Annotated in this window: 13 protein-coding genes; 12 read left to right on the top strand and 1 reads right to left on the bottom strand. The window is 58.1% G+C overall.

Going from position 1 to position 19240, the window contains the following annotated elements; translation table 11 throughout:
- The first annotated feature begins 80 nt into the window (after positions 1 to 80).
- The 3 genes from melA to AC27KL_RS02430 all read left to right on the top strand — a co-directional run bounded on the left by melA (position 81) and on the right by AC27KL_RS02430 (position 5788).
- Positions 81 to 1379: an alpha-galactosidase gene (gene melA / locus AC27KL_RS02440; protein ID WP_487168685.1), complete on the top strand. Its 1299-nt coding sequence runs from the start codon at positions 81 to 83 to the stop codon at positions 1377 to 1379.
- A gap of 542 nt (positions 1380 to 1921) precedes the next feature.
- The gene (locus AC27KL_RS02435) at positions 1922 to 3214 is read left to right on the top strand and encodes a cupin domain-containing protein (protein ID WP_487168684.1); all 1293 of its coding nucleotides are present in this window, start codon (positions 1922 to 1924) and stop codon (positions 3212 to 3214) included.
- Positions 3215 to 3262: 48 nt separating this feature from the next.
- The gene (locus tag AC27KL_RS02430) at positions 3263 to 5788 is read left to right on the top strand and encodes a glycoside hydrolase family 95 protein (protein ID WP_487168683.1); all 2526 of its coding nucleotides are present in this window, start codon (positions 3263 to 3265) and stop codon (positions 5786 to 5788) included.
- Positions 5789 to 5791: 3 nt separating this feature from the next.
- On the opposite strand, the gene AC27KL_RS02425 is transcribed toward AC27KL_RS02430, so the two are convergent.
- Positions 5792 to 6067, bottom strand: coding sequence for a hypothetical protein (locus AC27KL_RS02425; RefSeq protein ID WP_487168682.1), 276 nt, complete (start codon positions 6065 to 6067; stop codon positions 5792 to 5794).
- A gap of 64 nt (positions 6068 to 6131) precedes the next feature.
- Between AC27KL_RS02425 and AC27KL_RS02420 the strand changes: the two genes are divergently transcribed.
- The 9 genes from AC27KL_RS02420 (at position 6132) to AC27KL_RS02380 (ending at position 19229) form a co-directional block, all read left to right on the top strand.
- The gene (locus tag AC27KL_RS02420; RefSeq protein ID WP_339325005.1) at positions 6132 to 7025 is read left to right on the top strand and encodes an ABC transporter permease; all 894 of its coding nucleotides are present in this window, start codon (positions 6132 to 6134) and stop codon (positions 7023 to 7025) included.
- A gap of 18 nt (positions 7026 to 7043) precedes the next feature.
- On the top strand, positions 7044 to 7907 hold the full coding sequence (locus tag AC27KL_RS02415) for a carbohydrate ABC transporter permease (RefSeq protein WP_487168681.1): 864 nt from the start codon (positions 7044 to 7046) through the stop codon (positions 7905 to 7907).
- A 136-nt stretch (positions 7908 to 8043) separates the two neighbouring features.
- Complete coding sequence (locus tag AC27KL_RS02410) at positions 8044 to 9624, top strand: extracellular solute-binding protein (RefSeq protein WP_487168680.1); 1581 nt, start codon at positions 8044 to 8046, stop codon at positions 9622 to 9624.
- Positions 9625 to 9697: 73 nt separating this feature from the next.
- Entirely contained in the window at positions 9698 to 10720 is a 1023-nt protein-coding gene (locus AC27KL_RS02405; protein WP_487168679.1) for a response regulator transcription factor, read from the top strand.
- Between the two features lie 5 nt (positions 10721 to 10725).
- Positions 10726 to 12612 carry a cache domain-containing sensor histidine kinase gene (locus tag AC27KL_RS02400; RefSeq protein WP_487168678.1) on the top strand — a complete coding sequence of 629 codons (1887 nt, stop codon included), beginning with the start codon at positions 10726 to 10728 and terminating at the stop codon, positions 12610 to 12612.
- A 205-nt stretch (positions 12613 to 12817) separates the two neighbouring features.
- On the top strand, positions 12818 to 14380 hold the full coding sequence (locus AC27KL_RS02395; RefSeq protein WP_487168677.1) for an extracellular solute-binding protein: 1563 nt from the start codon (positions 12818 to 12820) through the stop codon (positions 14378 to 14380).
- A 33-nt stretch (positions 14381 to 14413) separates the two neighbouring features.
- Complete coding sequence (locus AC27KL_RS02390; protein WP_487168676.1) at positions 14414 to 16846, top strand: glycosyl hydrolase family 95 catalytic domain-containing protein; 2433 nt, start codon at positions 14414 to 14416, stop codon at positions 16844 to 16846.
- 146 nt (positions 16847 to 16992) lie between these two features.
- Positions 16993 to 18189, top strand: coding sequence for a glucuronate isomerase (locus tag AC27KL_RS02385; RefSeq protein ID WP_487168675.1), 1197 nt, complete (start codon positions 16993 to 16995; stop codon positions 18187 to 18189).
- Positions 18189 to 19229 (top strand): glycoside hydrolase family protein, encoded by a 1041-nt coding sequence (locus AC27KL_RS02380; protein ID WP_487168674.1) that lies wholly within the window; start codon positions 18189 to 18191, stop codon positions 19227 to 19229. Before AC27KL_RS02385 ends, AC27KL_RS02380 begins: the two co-directional genes overlap by 1 nt.
- Positions 19230 to 19240 lie beyond the last annotated feature (11 nt).

The raw sequence follows: 19240 nt of genomic DNA, 5'->3' as shown, positions 1-19240 counted from the left end.
TTGCTCCATGTCGCTTCCGCGGGCGGAGAGGTATAGTTAAAACCAAGTTGAAGCGAATCGCGAAAGGGAGGAATCATTCCATGTCCAAAATTACGTTCATCGGTGCGGGCAGTACCGTTTTCGTCAAAAACGTGCTTGGCGACGTCATGACGACGCCGGCGCTTCAGGGCTTCGAGCTCGCCTTGTTCGATATCGATCCGGAGCGTCTCCAGGATTCCGAGCGCCTGCTGAACAGCATCAAAGCCACGCTTGGCAGCACCTGCGTCATCAAAGCCTACTCCGACCGCAAAGCCGCGCTGAAGGGCGCCAAATACGTCATCAACGCCATCCAGGTCGGCGGCTATGATCCATGTACGATCACGGATTTCGAGATTCCGAAAAAATACGGCCTGCGCCAAACGATTGCCGACACGGTCGGAATCGGCGGCATTTTCCGCAACCTGCGTACGATCCCGGTCATGCTCGATTTTGCGAAGGACATGCAGGAAGTGTGCCCGGACGCGCTGTTCCTGAACTATACGAATCCGATGGCGGTGCTCACCAACGTCATGAACACGGTGGGCGGCATCCAAACCGTCGGCCTCTGCCACAGCGTGCAGGTGTGCGTGCCTCACCTGTTCGAATCGCTTGGCATGGACCCGACCGGGGTGAAGGCGAAAATCGCCGGGATCAACCATATGGCATGGCTGCTCGAGGTGTCGAAGGACGGGGTCGACCTGTATCCGGAAATCAAACGCCGCGCCGCCGAGAAGCAAAAGGAAAAACATCACGACATGGTGCGTTTCGAACTCATGAACCGTTTCGGCTACTACGTGACGGAATCCTCCGAGCATAACGCCGAATACCATCCGTATTTCATCAAAAAGGCATATCCCGAATTGATCGAAAAATACAACATTCCGCTCGACGAATACCCGCGCCGCTGCGTCAACCAGATCAACGGCTGGAAAGAGATGCGCGAGAAAATTTTCGCCAGCGAAAACATCGAGCACAAACGTTCCAAAGAGTATGCGTCCTACATCATGGAAGCGATCGAAACCGACGTGCCGTTCAAAATCGGCGGCAACGTCATGAACACCGGGCTGATCACGAACCTGCCGAAGGAAGCCTGCGTCGAAGTGCCGTGCCTTGTCGACCGTTCCGGCATCACTCCGACGTACGTCGGGGATTTGCCGCCGCAGCTCGCCGCGCTGAACCGTACCAACATCAATACGCAGCTGCTCACGATCGAAGCGGCCGTAACCGGCAAAAAGGAGCATATCTACCATGCCGCGATGCTGGATCCGCACACCTCCGCCGAGCTGTCGCTGGACGATATCGTGGCGTTGTGCGACGATCTGATCGAAGCTCACGGCAGCTGGTTGCCGGAGTTTAAATAAGGAACGGCCGACCATTCGCGAGGCCGGTTGATATTGAAGACACGCTTTGCCCCTTGATTTCAAGGGGCTTTTTTATTTGGCGAAAAAGCAGGGGACTTCGAAATCGTCATTACCGATGCCGGGAAAAATGCGTCTAACAAGGAAAGGGCCGTTGTGGGCAATTCTCTTTTATACAAAGGAGGAGTTAAGGTGGGCATTCGGAGGATTTTTGGCCTGTTTTTTATTGTACTGATTGTTAAAAATATTCATTTATCGTCTCGCCCCGTTTTTTTCCTGTGCTTGTAAAGTATGATCCGATAAAACAAGAAGCGGCTGGGTATGGAAGGTTTCAGCACCGTAAACTTGAATAACATAATACAAGGTTAAGCGGGGGGCTTATATGGTTTGCCTTGAATACGAATTCGGAAAGCCCGGCAAGGTGCCGGGCTAATTTGCGTTTCATAAAAAAACACAAGCCGTACGCAACCCTCGCCATGGAGGAGAAGTGCTGCCGGTAGTAGCATGGAGGAAAGACGGATAAACGGGAAAGGGGAGGTTGTTTTGTGAAAGCGCTTTTAGTGGGGATGGGCGAAGCCGGAAGCGGCTGGTACCGAAGAGTGCGGAGCATGCACGGAGAACTGGAGCTGGCTGTTTCGGACCCGGACGAAAGCAGGCGGGAGCAGCTGCAGGCGGACGGGGTTCCTTTTTATATGGATGCGAAGGAAGCGATCGAGCGGGAAAAACCCGACTTCGTCATTAATGTGACGCCGCGCCATGTGCATACGGCCATCAACCATTTGGCTTTCGATTATAAGCTGCCGGTGCTTTGCGAAAAGCCGATCGCCGAAAACTACGAGAAAGCCCTCGAAATCGTAAAAAGAGCGGAGGAGGAGCGGATTCCGTTCATGATCGCGGAGAATTACCGCACCTTCGCGCCGCTGCGGAAGCTGAAGCGGCTGATCGAGGCAGGCGCGGTCGGGGAGCTGCAGTCGCTGGAATGCGAGTTTTTCCGGAAGCGCCAAAAGGTGGCGCTCGAGCCGAACGACGAACTGGAGGAAGTGATCATTCACCATTTCGATTTGCTGCGCCATTTGTCGGGACGGGAGGTCGGCAAGCTGTATGCCGTCAAACGCCACGTGTTTCATATCGTGATGGATTTGCAGGCAGGCATCCAGGCCTCCTTTCGCTGTTCGCTGCACAGCGCGGGGCGCGAAACCCAGTGGCCGGGCGATTGGCGGATCGAAGGGACAAAAGGCAGCCTGATCTTCAAGGATGGCGGGATCGAGCTGACGACGCCGGAAGGCATGCAGCGCTGGGACGACTTCAGCGATGTTTCGGCCCCGACCGCTTTGCAGGAATTTCTGGCTGCGCTGGCGGAGAAACGTCGCGGCGAAACCGATGCGAAGGAATATTTAAAAAACCAGGCGCTTGCCCATTATACGCGCTTGTCACTCCAGCAGGGGGAGCAGGTGGATACGTCGGCAAGCTGGGGATACGGCCCGGCGGACATCCGCAATTTTTTGCGGGCTGAACGGAAGCCGTCCCAAAGCCACGGGGGCCGGGGGATGGTGGAAGGCGCCCGGCTGTTCGGCGAAGGGGATTTCGAGACGCCGCTTAAGTTTTTGTATTATTCGGTGCTGCCTCCGGGCACATCGATTGGGTACCACGGGCATCGCGAGGATGAAGAGGTTTATATCATCCTGGAAGGCACCGGCCTGATGACGGTGAACGGGACCGAAATCCGGGTAGGTCCGGGGGATATCGTCGTCAACAAGCCATGGTGGAAGCACGGCCTGCTGAATGACGGCAGCGAGCCGATCCGGGCGATCGTGTTCGAGGTGGGCAAAGGCAGTTGATGCGGGAGCCGAAAGGACGTTGGCTTTGGAAGGGAGGATTTCGGGAAAGTGAGAGCGGCAAACGAGCGGGAATGGAAGGATGGGCCGGAGGCAAAAGAGGGAGCTCAAGCAAAATTTGACGGAGGAAACGGAATTGGAGCCAAAAGCAATACCGCCAGGCACGGCCGCCCGCTGCGGCTGTGGTATGCCGCGCCGGCGGCTAAGTGGGAAGAAGCGCTGCCGATCGGCAACGGGCGTCTCGGCGCGATGGTGTACGGCTCGACGGGGCTCGAAACGATCCGCCTGAACGAAGATTCACTGTGGTATGGCGGGCCCGGGCGGGCGGCTAACCCGGATGCCCGGCCGTATCTGGATGAAATCCGCGGACTGCTGCGTGATGGCAGGCAGGCGGAAGCGGAGCATCTTGCCCGCATGGCGATGACCGCCTCTCCCAAATACGAGCAGCCTTATCAGCCGCTTGGCGATTTGATGCTGAAGCCTTTGAATGGCGCCACTCAGGTTGAAGACTATGAGCGGGAACTGGACCTGGAGCGTGCCGTCGTCAACGTATCCTACCATGCGGACGGCGTCAATTACCGCCGGCAGTATTTCGTCAGCGACCCGGACGGGGTGCTGGTCATCCGCCTGACGGCAGATCGCCCCGGCGCGCTGACCTTTGCCGTCAATTTGATGCGCCGTCCCTTCGACGGCGGCTGCCGGGCCCTTGCAGACGGCACAGGCACGGTCGTCATGAACGGGGAATGCGGCGCGGACGGCGTTCGTCTCAGCGCCGCGTTCCGCGCCGTCCATGAAGGGGGAGTGGTGCGGAACATCGGGGATTTTGTATCCGTGGAAGGCGCGTCTTCGGTGACGCTGCTGCTGGCCGCGCAGACGTCCTTCCGCGCGGACGATCCGGAGGCAGCCAGCCTTGAGCAGCTTAAGCGGGCGTCGGAACGGCCATTCGACGAGCTGTTCCAGCGCCATGTCACGGAATACCGGCAAAGGTTCGACCGGTTCCAGCTGTCGCTGACGCCGGGCGGCGATCCACTGGCATGCCTGCCGACCGATCAGCGGCTGCTTCGGCTGAAAGAGGCGGAGAAGGCCTCGGGCAGCGAGCCGCCGGAACAAGCGAAAGCATCCGCCGATCCCGGCTTCATAGCCCTCTACGTGCAGTATGGCCGCTACCTCCTGCTATCCTGTTCGCGACCAGGTTCTTTGGCCGCAAACCTGCAGGGCATTTGGAACGACAGCTTTACTCCGCCCTGGGAGTCGAAATATACGATCAACATCAATACGCAGATGAATTATTGGCCCGCCGAAAGTTTAAACCTTCAGGAATGCCATGAGCCGCTGTTCGACCTGATTGAACGGATGCTGCCCAACGGGAAAGCCACCGCCCGCGACATGTACGGGTGCCGCGGGTTCGTCGCCCATCACAATACCAACCTATGGGGCGAAACCCGGCCCGAGGGCATCCTGATGACCTGCACCGTCTGGCCGATGGGCGCCGCTTGGCTCAGCCTCCATCTGTGGGAGCATTACCGCTACGGAATGGACGTTTCGTTTTTGAAGCGGCGCGCTTTTCCGGTCATGAAGGAAGCAGCCCTTTTCTTGCTCGATTACATGACGGAAGACGAGGACGGCATGCTCGTCACCGGCCCGTCGGTATCGCCGGAGAACCGCTTTTTGCTCCCGAACGGCCAAACCGGCAGCTTATGCCTGGGGCCGTCCATGGATTCGCAAATCGCGCTGACCCTGTTTGAAGCTTGCCGGGAGGCGGCGAAAACGATCGGCCGGGCCGAACGGACGGCTTCCGGTGCGGAGTTTGGCGGCGGCTATGTACCGCAAGGGGAAGCTGAGTTCGTGGCGGAACTGGAGCGGGCCATCAAGCGAATACCGAAACCGTCGGCCGGGCGTTACGGGCAAATCATGGAGTGGCGCATCGACCACGAAGAAGCCGATCCCGGGCACCGCCATATCTCGCAGCTGTTTGCGCTGCATCCGGGCGAGCTGATCGACGCGCTTGAAACCCCGGAGCTGGCGGAAGCGGCCCGGACGACGCTGGCCCGCAGGCTGGCGTCCGGGGGCGGACATACGGGCTGGAGCCGCGCCTGGATCGTCAACTTTTATGCGCGGCTGATGATGGGCGGCGAAGCGCATGGCCATTTGGAGAAGCTGCTGTCGCATTCCACGTACCCGAATATGCTGGACTGTCATCCGCCGTTTCAAATTGACGGCAATTTCGGCGGCGCTGCCGGGGTGGCGGAAATGCTGCTGCAATCCCATGCCGGCGAGCTGCGGCTGCTGCCGGCGCTGCCGCCGCAGTGGCCCGCGGGACAGGTGCGCGGATTGCGTGCCAGAGGCGGCTGCAGCGTCGATCTGAGCTGGAAGGACAGCATGATCGTGGAAGCCGTCATCCATCCGCAGCGCAGCGGAACCTGCCGGGTGTGGTCCTCCGTGCCGCTCCATGTGCAGGACCCGCACACCGATTGGCGCGAAGCAAGCGGCGGCGCCGAAACGCCGGGATACCGCTATCTCATCGAGGCTGCCGAAGGGCAAAGCATTATGCTCGTAGCCAAAAAGGACCGGCGGTAACATTCATGCTTCGGCCGAAAGAAAATAATAAAACACAAGCCAGCCGACAAATCCCCATTCCGGCGCAAGGACCGCGAACGTTAAGATAATCACGAAGGCAAGGGATCGTTCCGAACGTGGGCCGGCCCGACCGAACCGATTGAACGGGAGAACGGCAAGTTTCGGCCGATCGGTTTGGATAACGCTTTCTTTTCCAGAATACATTCCTGAACCGGTCTTACCAAGCGAGCCATCCGGCTTTCCAAACCGGTTCAAAAGCGAAAAAGGAGCGATGGACATGTCAGGACAGGCGCCGACGGCCCCCCGGGCAAGCCTCAAAACACCCAGCCGGTTCGCCAGGCAAATGAGCAATTTCCGCAAATACAAAGCGCTCTATTTGATAACGATTCCGGGCATTCTTTATTTTATCGTGTTTAAATATTTGCCGCTGATGGGCTCGGTCATGGCTTTTCAAAATTACAACATTTTCAAAGGATTCACCGGCAGCCCGTGGGTGGGTCTGGACCAGTTCAGGCGGATGTTCACCTACACGGAATTTCTGCGCATTTTGGAAAATACGGTGCTGATCGGCTTGTACGACATCCTGTTTGCGTTTCCGGTGCCGATCATCCTCGCGCTGCTGCTCAACGAGCTGCGAAAGGTGCTGTACAAGCGCATTTTGCAGACGGTCGTTTATTTGCCCCATTTCCTGTCCTGGGTCATCATCGGCGGGATCATGATCGGCATTTTGTCGCCGACGACGGGGATCGTCAATCAGGTGCTGAACTTTTTCGGCTTCCAGTCGGTTTATTTTCTCGGGGAGGATTCCTACATCCGCAGCATTCTGGTGGGCACGGGGATTTGGAAGGACAGCGGCTGGGGGACGATCGTGTATCTGGCTGCGCTCGCCAGCGTGAACCCCGAGCTGTACGAGGCGGCGCGGATGGACGGGGCGAACCGCTGGAGGCAGACGTTATCCATCACCATCCCGGCGATTTTGCCGACGGTGACGATCATGTTCCTGCTGCATATCGGCAACTTCCTGGATTTTGGCTTCGAACGGGTTTTCGTCTTCGTCAATTCGCTGAACGAGCAAAAGGGCGACATTCTCGATACGTACATTTACCGGGTCGGCCTGATCGACCAGCAGTACAGCTATACGACGGCGATCGGCCTGTTCAAGTCGCTTGTCGGCCTGATGCTGATCATGATCGGCAACGCCCTCAGCAAGAAGGCAAGCGGAGAAGGACTTTATTAGGGAAAGGAGCATGCGACAATGAACATCAAAGGACGCTGGTTCGACTGGTTCAACTCGATATTTTTGGCGCTCGTCGGCTGCCTCATGGTTTTTCCGCTGCTCCATGTGCTTGCCAAGTCGTTCAGCAGCAGCAAAGCGATCAACGCCGGCCTCGTGAAGCTGTTTCCGGTGGATTGGACCTTGGTCAATTATCAGGTCATTTTGTCGGACAGTTCGATCTGGAGGGCGTTCCTGGTCAGCGTCATCATCACCGTCGGCGGCACGGCCATCAACTTGATCCTCACGGCATCGCTGGCCTACCCGCTGTCCCGTCCGGAGTACACGATGCGAAAAATGGTGCTGATCTTCATCCTGGTCACGATGATTTTCCAGGCCCCGCTGATCCCGAACTATCTCATCATCAAAAATTTGCATCTGCTGAACACGTTATGGGCGCTCATTATCCCGTCGGCGATCAGCGCGTATAACCTGTTCATCATGAGGTCCTTTTTCGTCGGGCTTCCGTCCGAGCTGATCGACAGCGCCAGAATCGACGGGGCCGGCGAGCTGCGGACGATGTGGAGCGTCATTTTGCCCCTGTCCAAGCCGGTGATGGCGACGATGGGATTGTTTTACGCCGTATCGCACTGGAACTCGTATTCCACGGCCCTGTATTACATCAATAACCGCGCCCTGTACCCGCTGCAAATGCGCCTGCGCGAAATCGTGCTGAGCAACGATCTTGGCCAGGCCGGCAGCCTGCTGGAAGGCTTCAACGAAGTGTCTCCGGCGGGGGTGCAGATGGCGGTGATCATCGTTTCGGTGCTGCCGATCATCATCGTCTATCCGTTCCTGCAAAAGTATTTCATTAAAGGGATGCTGATCGGGTCGATCAAAACCTAGAACGCGGTACGTCCTGCCATTGAATGCGATTTCATAGTTGCGAAATTATGATAATATAGAGGTGTTCCGCACCAACGCGAAAAAGCGCCCGTCACGTCCTGCAGCGATACTCCGGAAGAAGAAAGTGGGGGAGGCCATGAAAAAATGGTGGTATGCGATCCTGACCATGATTGTGACGCTTGCAGGCTGTTCTTTTCCGGGAATGACCCATTCGCCGGGCACCTCCGAATCCTCCCCTGGGCAGGCGGCCGGCAGCGGCGCGTCTCCGGGGGCTTTATCGTTTTCCATCGCTCTGTCCACCGGTTCCAATCCATATGCGGCCAAGTCGCCCGACATTCAGCAGGATAAATGGGTCAAACAATTGGAAGCGCTGACAAACACCGATCTGCAAATTACGATGCTTCCGCTGAAGGATATCGACAAACGCCTGCCGGTGCTGCTGACCGGGGACGATTTTCCGGACGTCATCCAGACCATCGGCGGGGCAAGCTCCGCGGCCATGGCCGGAACCGTGGAGGCCGGATTGTTTATGCCTTTGGACGACTTGCTCCATCAGTATGCGCCCCGCCTGCTTGCCCGAATTCCGCAGGAAGCGTGGCAGGAAACGAGCTACCAGGGAAAAATCTACGGCATTCCGGCCTGGCTGGATAATCCGTCGCGGCGGGGCACGTACATCCGTACCGATTTGCTGAAAAAAACGGGGCTTCCGGCGCCGAAAACGGTGGACGATTTTCTGAACGTGCTGCGCGCCTTCAAGAAGCTGGGCGTGGAAAATCCATACCAGATGCGCGAAAATTTCAAATACGCGGATATCGTTTTTGGCGCGTATGACGTGCTGGGATACCAGTTCGAGCTTCAAAACGGCGAGGTCGTTCCGAAGTTTTTCGACGAAAAACGCATGATGCAGGCGCTCTCCGTCTATAAGACGATGCTTGACGAAGGCCTGATCGCGAAAAATTTCGCCACGGTCAGCATCAGCGAATACAGCCGCAACATCAATAGCGGCAAGTCCGGCATATGGACGGCGAATGCCGCAGGACTGCTCGAATTCCGGACGAAAGTAAAGGAATCGGTGCCCGAGGCCGAGGTGGATATCATTCCGTCTCCCATGGGGCCCGAAGGTTCGAAAGGTTACGGGCTTTACAGCTCGGTGATCAACTCCTATTTCATCAATAAGCATGTTTCGAAAGAAAAGGCCGTCGGCATCGTGCGGTTTTTCGACTGGATGTTGACCGACGAGGCCGAACGTTATTTTTCCTTTGGCATCCCGGGCGACACCTACACCATCGAAAACGGAAACATCAAATACCGGTTCCCGCAAAACCGGGAGCAGCAGGATGAACAAGGCTTCCGCGAGCTGCTGTGGCTGACCCATGATTTGACGATCAACCGCCAGCGGATGAAGCTGCTTCCCGGCGGCGGCGACGTGATTCATGCGATCGATTCGACGCTTGCGAAAGAGGGGCTCGGCAACATCGTTTTCGTTCCCGAGCTGGAATCGTTCGGCATTTATCCCGAGCTTGCGCCGAACAATCCGAACCAGCCGCCGCCGCTGATCGTCGACCATATGGTCCGGATGATTTACGGCAAAGAGCCGATATCGGACTGGCCCAAGGTGATTCGGGAATACAGGGACCGCGGAGGGGATGCCATTATCCGCGAGGCGACGCAGCGCTATCATGCCCGGGAGGGCGTTCTGGTTTTGCCTAGCCGCTAAAGTCGTGAAACAGACAGGCGCATAGCGCCGCAGCTTTCTTTTCAAATCCGGCGAGAAAAGGGGTTATGGATCCATGCGTGTGCTGATTGTGGAAGATGAACCTGTCATTCAAAAAGGGCTTGTCAAAATGGTGCAGCGGTATCCCGCGTCGTTTTCGGCCATATATACGGCAGACGACGGGGAGTCCGCCCTGGAAATGATCCAAAGCGTGGAGCCGCATCTGGTGTTGACCGATCTCAGGATGAAGCGGATGGACGGCCTGGAGCTGTGCGAGCGGATCCACCGGGAATTCGCGCATGTGCAGGTCGCGGTCATTTCCGGCTACAACGATTTCGGGTACGCCCAGCGGGCAATCGAATACGGCGTCAAACGGTACCTGCTCAAGCCGGTGACCCAGCAGGACGTGCATAACGCACTCCGCGAAATCATCGCCGGCATGAACGAAAACATCGTTCCCCTGCAAAAATACGTGGAATGGTCGGAAAAACTGGAGCAGAGCATCTGGATGCTGCAAAAAAGCGACATGGTCCGGCTGCTCGAAGAAGGCGAGCGGGAGGGATTGTTTGCGGGGCTGCATGTGCCCGGCATGAAATCCGTGCTGGAAGACTGCCTGCGCATGATCGCGGGAAAGCTCTCCCAGCGGGGATGGCAGCCGCAAATCGGCCTGGACATCCGCGGCACGGACATCAGCAAAAAGGAAACGCTCGCAGCATTCGGGGCGGTGCTTGAGCAAATGTATGCCCAGCTGCAGCTGACGCGCAAAGGCAAATTCAAGGATCCGATCGAGGAGGCGAAGGCGTTCATCGACCTGCATCTTTCGGAAGAGGTGACGCTGGAGGAGGTCGCCAAGCGGGTGGGCCTGACGCGGACCTATTTCAGCGCATTGTTCAAAAAGATGACCGGCGAAACCTTCGTGCATTACCGCATCAAAAAACGGATCGAGGAAGCGCGCAAGCTGCTTGCCGTCCCGACGCTGACCATCACGGACATCGCGGTTCAGGTCGGTTACGAGGATTATCCCCATTTTACGAAGACGTTCAAAAATTTCGTCGGCATGTCGCCTTCGGAATATCGGTCGTCTTTTGGCATCGAGTGATGCGGATGATGAAGCTTCGCCTGCGCGTTAAGCTGTTGATCGGATTTTTGGTCGTCATTTTGCTGTCGCTTTCGACCGTCGGGATCGCCTTTTACACGATATCGTCGAGGCAGCTGTCCCAAAGCGCGGAAAATCAGATGACGCAGATCGTCAATAACGCCGTCCATCATACCAACCTGTATTTATCTTCCTACCAGCGCTCGATGGTGGCCCTGCTTTCCAACCTGAACGTCAAAAAGTACATCGATCTGCCGTCCGACCGCGAGGAATACGAAAACTACCGCTACCTGACCGACATCCGCGATTCGATCGTGGAGCCGGTCTGGATCCGCAATCCGGAGATCAGCGCGCTGTACATCCTCGGCTACAACGGCAATGCGCTGTATTATTTCAACGGGGGCACCGAACCGTTCCTCGGCCCGGAAGATACGGCCAAACAAATCGATTACTTCAAGAAACATACGGACCCGTCCGGGCGCCTGACCATCGTCAATCACAGCATCCAGGGGGAGGGGGCGCCGATGCTGACCTTGATCCGCCGCATCCGCGGGCTGCGTTCCCCGGAGATGAAAGGTTTTGTCGGCATCGAGGTCAAGTCCGAGGAGCTGTCGACGCTGTGGAAAGGGATCGATCTCGGGAAGGACAGCTATTTTTTTATCGTCGATAATGAGGGACGGATTCAATACCATGCCGATCCCGGGATGACCGGAAAGGTGCTTCCCGCCAGTTTGGCCAACCAGATTTCCGGGGCGGGAGCTTCGATGTTCCACAGCTCGGCGGAGGGCGAGAAACGGGCGTACATCAGCCGCAAGGCCGACTACTCGGACTGGAACCTGGTCGTGTCCATCCCCGACAGCCAGCTTACGAAGCCGCTCGAAACGACGCGGACGCTGATTTTCATCGTAGCGGGAATCACGTTCCTTTGCGCGCTGTTCCTGGCGAACCGCTTCGGCGGGGCGATCACGAATCCGATCCGCAGGCTGATGAAAGGGATGAGCCAGACCGAAAAAGGGAACTGGGAATTCATCCCCCTCCCGAAACGGCACGACGAAATTACGGAGCTGATCATCCGCTACAATTTGATGGTCAATCGGCTGTCGGAGCTGGTGGACATCGTCTACCAGTCCGAGCTGAAAAACAAGGAGATGCAGGCCGAGCGGCAGAAGGCGGAATTCCAGTCGCTGCAGCTGCAGATCAATCCGCATTTTTTGTACAACACGCTGGAAACGGTCGTCTGTTATGCCGTCATTCAGGACTCGGAGGAAATTTCCGAAATCGTCGGGGCGCTTTCCTATATGCTGCATTATTCGGTGCGGACCCATTTGGAGGAAATTACGGTCGCCAACGAGCTGAAGCACGTCATGTATTTTATGGTGATCATCAACCACCGCATCGGACGGACGTTCGAGATCGATTTGCGGGTCGCGCCCGAGCTTTTGCTGCGGAAAATGGTCCGATTGACGCTGCAGCCGCTCGTGGAAAACGTGTTTCAGCATGCGTTCCGCGGCGGAATCGAGGATCATCATGCGATTGCGATCGATGCGGGCGAAGAGGAGGACTGCTTCTGGGTCAGCGTCGAGGACAACGGCTGCGGCATGGCGCCGGAGCGTCTCGAGGAGCTGCGCGCCAAGCTGCGCGAAAATCGGCTGGCCGACGGCGGCGGGGAAGGGCAAATTCACGGCGGCATCGGCATCGCCAACGTGCACCGGCGCATTCAGCTCGTGTTCGGGGAGGATTATGGGCTGAGCGTGGAAAGCAGCCCGGGGCGCGGCACGAAAATGATCATGCGCATGCCGCGCACGGCGGCGGCTCACGAAAAGGAAGCGGCAGACGGAGCCGGAACATGGCTACCTTCCGTCCGGTCCGATGGGGACGCGTGGCGGGCGGGGTGACCTTCTGAACGATAGAAATGGAACAGCCGGGAGACCGGTTGTTTTTTTGTTTGCCGTCCATTGCCTTCAGCTGCGGCCGTCACATCCTAAAAAAACACACCACCAGCATAATCCGCCCCATGGGTGCGCCCCGGGCTTTCGTTTTATCATGAGATCAGCAAGGAATGAATGCCTGTCTCTACAGTAACGGAAAGGGGAAAAGCCAATGAAGAAATGGATTAGCCTGGTTTTGGCATCGGCGCTTCTGACGGTTGGCGTCGCAGGATGCGGCAAAGGCAGCGGCTCCGAAGCGGCAGACGCTTCCGACGAGTCCAAGCCGCTCAAATTTTCGATCTCCCTGACAACAAGCGGAAACAGTTACGCAGAAAGCGCAAAGGATATCAACAACGACAAGTGGGTCAAAGAATTTGAAAAGAGGGCGAACATCGACGTAGACATCCGGATGATTCCGCTTAAGGATTTCGACTCCAAGATGTCGATCATGTTTGCGGGCGGGGAGATTCCTGACGTGGTGCAAAACGTCGGCGGCGCGACGGACAAATCGATGTCGGGATCCATTGAAGCCGGCGTTTTTATGCCGCTCGACGACCTGCTCAAGGAGTATGCGCCGAATATTATGAAAGCGGTTCCGAAGGAAGCCTGGGCCGAAGTGAGCTATAAAGGAAAAATCTACGGCGTGCCGACATGGCTGAGCAACCCTTCCCGCCGCGCAACGTTTATCCGGACCGACCTGCTCGAAAAAACGGGGCTTCCGGTGCCGAAAACGATGGACGATCTTCTGAACGTGCTGCGCGCATTCAAAAAGCTGGGCGTGCCTGCGCCGTACCAAGCCCGCGAGAACTTTAAATATGCGGACATCGGCTTCGGGGCCTACGACGCGCTCGGATACCAGTTCATGGAGAAGGACGGCGAAGTCGTTCCGAAATTCTTCAATGCCGGGAACATGGAAAAAGCGCTCAACTTCTATAAAACGATGTATGAAGAGGGCCTGATCCAGAAGGACTTTGCCACCATTCAGGCGCCGCAGTACACCGAGAACATCCAGGCGGGGAACGCGGGCATTTGGACGGCGAACGCCGCCGGCCTGCTCGATTTCCGCACCAAAATCCAGGAGGCCGTGCCGGATGCGAAGGTCGATATCATCCCGTCTCCCGAAGGAGACAACGGCTTGAAAGGCTACGGACTGTACAGCTCGGTCAACACCTCCCTGTATATCAACAGCAAGGTCAGCAAGGAAAAAGCGATCCGCATCATCAAGCTGTTCGACTGGATGCAGACGCCGGAGGCCGTGAAGTTCTTCAGCTTCGGCATCGAGGGGGAAAATTACACCGAAAAAGACGGCAAGATCGATTATAAGTTCCCGACGGACAAACAAGGCAATGACGAACAAGGCTTCCGTTCCTTGCTCAGATGGGTGGGCGACGCAACGATCAACCGCGAGCGCACCGAGCTGCTTCCGGGCGGTACGGACGTGCTGAAGGCGCTGGACGAAACGCTGGCCCATGAAGGCATCGGCGGCATCGGTTTCGTGCCGGACCTGGAAACCTTCAGCCAATTCCCGGATTTGGCGTCCAAACGTCCCGACCAGGCGCCGAAGCTGATCATCGACCACATGGTGAAAATGATTTACGGCAAAGAGCCGATATCGGATTGGCCGAAGGTCATCGAGGAGTATAAGCAAAAAGGCGGCAATGAAATTGTCAAAGAGGCGACCGAACGCTTCAAAAACAACGACGGCATTCTGAATCAATCGAGCCGCAACCAATAACATCCGCGGCAAGCGGGGAAAGAGGTGTACAGCATGGATACGGGTTCCGCGGAAGCATGGAGGCTGAAGCTCCTTACCCCGTCTTCCTGGTGGGGCGCTAGGTGGCGCGAAGCGCTTCCGGCCGGAAACGGCCGTCTCGGAGCGGCGGTGTACGGAGGCGTTCATCACGAGACCATCATGCTGACGCACGGCGATTTATGGTGGCAGAGCCGCACGCCCGAGCTGCCCGACGTCAGCGAACGGCTTGCGGAAATGCGCCGGCTGATGCTGGCGGGCCGGGAGGCCGAGGCCGAGCCGATGCTGATTCAGGAGCTTCAGGACCTTGGATACGATCCGGTGATGGCCGTTCCGCTTCCGCTGGGCGATCTGACGATCCGTTGCGAAGTAGGCGAAGGATTCAAACACTATTCCCGCGAGCTGGATATGCAGACCGGCGAAATCATCGTTCGCTGGCAGGACAGGGGGGCCGCTTTCGAGCGGGCCCTGTTCGTATCCCGCCCCGATGACATGGTCGTGATGGAGCTGCGCGCGGAAGAGCCTTCGGCCGTAAGGGTCGGTTTATCGCTGGGGCTCCATGACCCTGCCGATGTTAAACGGCCGCCGGGCCGGCCTGAAGCGCCGCTGCCGACGGACGCGGAGTCGGGGGCGGACGGCGCTTATGTATGGTACGCGGCCCGCAGCGACGACGGCAGCGAATTCGGAGCGGTAGCCCGGATCGTTCCGGCGGACGGCAGTTTGACCGCCGACGGGGCGGAAACGGTGGTCGAAGGCGCCGGGAAGGTGCTCGTTTTGCTCCGCATGTTCGTTTCCGGCAGCAGGGAAGCGGAGTGGGCGAGACTGAAAGCTGAACTGGCGGCGGAGCAAAGAGGCTACCGCGAACTGCTGGCCGCGCATGTCCGCGAGCATCGCGGGCTGTTTGACCGGGTATCGCTGGATCTCTCCGCGGGCGGGCGGGATCGTTCCAATGAGGAGCTGCTGCTCGAAGCCTATCAAGGCGAAGCGCCGCTGACACTGGTGGAGAAAATGTGGGCGTACGGCAGGTACCTGCTCATTTCAAGCTCCCGCGAAGGCGGCAACCCCTGTCATCTTTACGGATTATGGTGCGGCGAGTACCGGGGCTTTTGGGCGTTCAACATGGCCAATGAAAACCTGCAGATGATGTATTGGCAGGCGCTGAGCGGCCGGATGCCGGAGCTGCTCCTGACGGTGTTCGATTATATGGAGCGGCTGCTGGACGATTTCCGCTTGAATGCCCGGCATCTTTTTGGCTGCAGGGGAATTTTCATCCCGGCGCCGACGGCTCCGGATTCGGGGCTCGTCAAAACGCTCGCGCCGCATATCGTCCACTGGACGGGAGCGGCGGGCTGGATCGCCCAGCATTATTACGATTATTACCTTTATACCGGCGACCGGGAGTTTCTTAGAAACCGGGCGCTCCCGTTTTTAAGGGAGGTTGCTTTGTTTTATGAAGATTTTTTTGTCGTCGGGGAAGACGGCAGGCTGCTTAGCTGCCCGTCCAATTCGCCGGAGAACAAACCCGGCAACGGGGCGGGCGGACCGAAAGGGACGACGGTCAACGCGACGATGGATTTTGCCATCGCGAAGGAGGTGCTGAGCCGCCTGGTGGCGGGGGCCGGGGCGGAAGGCATGTACCCGGGCGAAATTCCCGTCTGGAAGGAGCTGCTGCGGCGCATCCCGGATTACCAGGTGAATGAAGACGGCGCGATCCGGGAATGGATGCATCCTTCATACGACGACGAATACCACCACCGCCATCAGTCGCATCTTTATCCGGTGTTTCCGGGCAAGGAGATGACGAAGGAGAAGGACCCTGCTTTGTTCGAGGCGTTTTGGACGGCGGTCCGGAAAAGGCTGGTCGTCGGGATCAAAGAGCAGACCGGCTGGTCGCTTGCCCATATGGCGAATTTGTACGCCCGCCTGGGCGAGGGGGATTTGGCGCTGGAATGCCTGGATTTGCTAAGCCGCTCGTCGGTGATCAACAACTTTTATACGCTCCATAACGACTGGCGGCAGATGGGGATCGGCCTCGCCATGGACTGGGCACCGGTGCAGCTGGATGCGAACATGGGCTGGACGGCGGCGGTGCAGGAAATGCTGCTGTATTCCGAGCCGGGGCTGCTGAAGATTCTTCCGGCGCTGCCTTCGAAGTGGCGAAGGGGGCGCGTGCAGGGGCTGTCGGCCTGCGGCGGCATCGAAGTGGACATCGGTTGGGATGGGGAACAAGGGCGGCTGGAGGTAAAGCTGGCATCGTCAACGGCCGATCAGCGCGTCTTGGTGAAGCTGCCTGAGGGGGCCGAAACGGTTGAGGGGAGTTGTACGCTCCGGAATACTGCCGGACAGAGGGCTTTGGCTGCCAAGCAGAGGATGGAGATTCCGTTGCGGCTTCATGCCGGCGAGGCGACGGTTCTGACAGCAACATTCAGGCCGTCGGCGAAGCGGAGTTGAGCCGGTTATCCGCCTATTTTCAGGCCGTATCATCGGGTTCCGGGCCGGCAAAAGTGATGTGCTTCGGGCGCGGCCCGGCGATGGGCGAAGGATGAACCGAAATGAAAACAATACAAACGCAAGCTGCAACCGAAGGAGGGTTCCGGATGAAAGAGGCATCTTTGCTGGACGACATCATGGCGATGGACGTCATCGATACGCATACCCATCTGGCGGGCGACCATCTGTGCGCGGAAGACTTTTGGGAAATCGCCGACTATTTCTGGCTGAACCGCGAGCTTCAGAGCGCAGGGTATCCGCCCGGGGCAGGATCTTTGCCGGAGGAAAAGCGGATCGAAGCTTTCCTGAACGCCTACCATGTTTCGCGCAACACGCTGATGAACATCGCGTTCACCACGATCTTGAAGGACTTGTACGGGGTGAAGCTGACGGACGCGGCATCGGTCCGGGAAGCGGATGCGCGGATCAAGGCACATCGTAAAGATCCCGGCTGGGCGCAGAACGTTGCGGACCGGCTGCATGTACGCCGTTTTGCCGTCAATCATCCGCAGCATGCCTCATTCGAAGGCATGGCGCACGATGCGCTGCTGTTTCCGCGGATCGACGGCTGGCTGCCGAAGCTGGTCGGACAAATATTGCAGTCGGATCGGCGGGAAGAAGCGTTTGAACTGGCCAAGGAACAAGTTCGCAAACAGTTGGGCGAATATCAGGAAATGGGCTGCCCCGGCATCATGACCACGCTCCCGGAGTTTGAGGCGTCGGCGCATGAAACGTACCGGATCGGCAGGGACAGCCGGTCCGACGAGGTGCTGTTCATGCTTTTGCACGAAGCGTGCGCGGAGCTGGAGCGCCGCGGCATGTTTCTGCAGCTGTTTCTCGGCGTGGAGCGCAGATGGGGCATCGCTTCCGCGGCGCCGGTCAATGACCCGCTCCGGGTCGTCCGGCTGTACGGATTTTTTGAAAAATACTCCATCCCGTTTGAACTGGTCACCGCCGCGGAGCTGAGCAATCTGGACGTCGTGCAGGCGGCATGGAATTTCCCGAATGTTCACGTCGGCGGGATGTGGTGGTACAACTTCCGGGCAAGCACGTATACGCAAAGCATGCAGTATCGGCTCGAAGCGCTGGCCCCCGCCAAAAGCTCGCTGATCGTATCCGATGCCCGCTGCATCGAATGGACGTACGGCAAGATTCATGTCGTGAAGCGGCTGCTGGCGGGATTTTTGGATGAACAGGTAGCCAAGGGATGGATGGACCGCGAATTTGCGCTTTACTGCGGGGTGCAATGGCTGTATGGGAGTGCGGCCGGGCGGTACGGACTGAAGGGGCGGGAGGGAGCATGATGGATTTTTCGCTGATGGATCGGATGCTGCCTGCGCCGGTCAACGGCGGCTTTCGGATGGATGGCTGGTGGGTATGGTGCGGCTCGGTCGTACGCGGCGAGGACGGGCGATATCATATGTTTGCTTCCCGTTGGCCCGACTGGCTGCCGATGCATCCGGGCTGGCTTCTCCGCTCGGAGATCGTCAGAGCCGTTTCCGACACGCCCGAGGGACCTTATGAATACGCGGAGACGGTTCTTCCGGCCCGGGGGGCGGAGTATTGGGACGGGCGCAGCACGCATAATCCTCATATTGTCCGGCACGGCGGCAAATATGTTCTCTACTATATGGGCTCCACGCATCCGTTTGCGGAGGCGAAGCCCGGGGAAGAGCTTGGGCTGGACGACTGCCGCGCGATCGCGGCGAGGGCGAACAAACGGGTAGGCCTGGCCGTATCGGACAGCGTGTTCGGACCGTGGGAGCGGAGGGATTCCCCGATTTTGCCTGTGCGCCCCGGCAAGTTCGACAGCTACCTGACTTCGAACCCGGCGCCTTGCGTCAGGGAGGACGGATCGGTGCTCCTGATCTATAAGGCGCGGAAATATGAAGGACACGCGTACGGCAACATGACGCTTGGCGCGGCGGCGGCGGATGGACCGGAGGGACCTTACCGCGTCATCCGCGAGGAGCCGTTGTTTCCGCCCGACGTGCATGTGGAGGACCCGTTCATTTGGCGGACCGATAACGGATATGCCATGATCGCCAAAGATATGGAAGGCCATCTTTGCGGCGAGAAGCACGGCGGCATTTTGGCTTTATCGGACAACGGGACGGATTGGCGGTTAGCCGATGCGCCTAAAGCTTATTCGCGGGAAATTTTATGGGATGACGGACGGAAGCGGGTGATGGGCAGCTTCGAGCGGCCTTTCCTTTTGTTCCAGGACGGCCGGCCGACGCATCTGTTTGCGGCGACCGCCGACGGTCCGGGAGGTTTCCGTCATGCGCGGCAGACATGGAATATGGTGATTCCGCTCGCGGCAGACCCGCCGGGCGGCCTGTAGGAGGGAGAGCT

It is taken from the genome of Paenibacillus sp. YAE3, from assembly GCF_057546105.1.
This window is presented reverse-complemented; position numbering and strand designations above follow the sequence as displayed.